The following is a 1,303-nucleotide window of genomic DNA, read 5'->3' on the forward strand; positions in this document are numbered from 1 at the left end:
CGATGGCGGGTGCCCTCACCCGGGGCCGGTGGCGTACAGGTACAGCAGCGCGCTCATCGAGGTGCCGCTCACCAGCAGCCCCTCCCGCACCAGCTCGGGCACCCGGTCCAGCGCCACCCACTCCACGCGTTCGGCCTCCCAGGTGTCCTCGGGCTCGCCCGTCCGTTGCGCCGCGTCGGCGACGAAGACGTGGTGTTCGCTGTCCATCAGTCCGCTGGAGGGTTGGGTGTACACCAGCGGTCGCAGCGGTCCCGTGCGCCACCCGGTCTCCTCCAGCACCTCGCGCGCGGCCGCCTGCGCGGGGCTCTCGTCCGGCTGCACGCCGCCCATGGGGATCTCGTAACCCCAGGTGTCGGTGATGAACCGGTGTCGCCACAGCAGCAGCACGTTCCCCCGATCGTCGCGGACGACGGCTCCGGCACCGGGCGGGCGGCGGACCAGGCGGTGGTCGAACCGGTGCCCGTCGGGGAGTTCGACGTCGGCGGCCCGCACGTCGATCCACGGGTCGGTGTACAGGGGCTTCTCGGAGTGGACGGTCCAGCGCACGGGCGGCTCCTGTGGGGCGGAGGGACTGGGCGGGCCACCAGGTTCGCACGGTCCCGCGTCCGTGGGCCCGTCGTCGGTTCGCGCGCCCGCGCCGGGGTGCGGGGTGGGCTGTGTGCCTGTGACCTGCAGGGTTGCCCGGGTTTGGTGTTGTCTTTCCCACCCCTTCGGGGTGGTTTCAAGCCTGGCCAAAGGGAGGGTCATCGCATACGTTGCACGGGTGAACTTTATGCGATCGATACCCAAGTTGACGTTTACCGCGACCTCCAGCCTTCTCGTCTCCGCGGGGCTGCTCCTGGCCGGGCCGGGCGTGGCCGCCGCGGACACCGCCACCGACAAGGAGCTCGCCGCCACCCTCAACGACGAGTTGAACGACGACATGGCCGGTCACATGACCGACGACCACGTCGACAACGCCCGTGCGATGGTCGAGGCCGCCAAGGACCGTGACCTGGGCGAGGACGCCGCCACCATGGCGGTGGCCACCTCCATCGTCGAGACCCACCTGGACAACCTCGACTGGGGCGACCGCGACAGCGTCGGCCTGTTCCAGCAGCGCGACCACTACGGCTCCCAGGAGCAGCGGCTCGACCCCACCTGGGCCACCAACGCCTTCTTCGACGAACTGAACCGCGTCTACCCCGACGGCAGCTGGGACGACGTTCCCCTGGGCGAGGTCGCCCAGGACGTCCAGCGCTCGGCCTTCCCCGACCGCTACCAGCACCAGGTCGAGGACGCCGAGGTCATCGTCGACCACCTC

General features: G+C 70.6%; 2 protein-coding genes. One reads left to right on the plus strand and one right to left on the minus strand.

The window, feature by feature from the left end; all coding sequences use genetic code 11:
• Nucleotides 1-15: 15 nt before the first annotated feature.
• Entirely contained in the window at nucleotides 16-546 is a 531-nt protein-coding gene (locus D455_RS0101095; protein WP_017568916.1) for an NUDIX hydrolase, read from the minus strand.
• A 226-nt stretch (nucleotides 547-772) separates the two neighbouring features.
• On the opposite strand from D455_RS0101095, the gene D455_RS28820 reads away from it, so the two are divergent.
• The coding region (locus D455_RS28820; RefSeq protein WP_040684249.1) for a hypothetical protein at nucleotides 773-1,303 on the plus strand (531 nt) is incomplete at its 3' end.

Origin of the sequence: Nocardiopsis halotolerans DSM 44410, assembly GCF_000341065.1 — a bacterium.
Taxonomy (GTDB): domain Bacteria; phylum Actinomycetota; class Actinomycetes; order Streptosporangiales; family Streptosporangiaceae; genus Nocardiopsis; species Nocardiopsis halotolerans.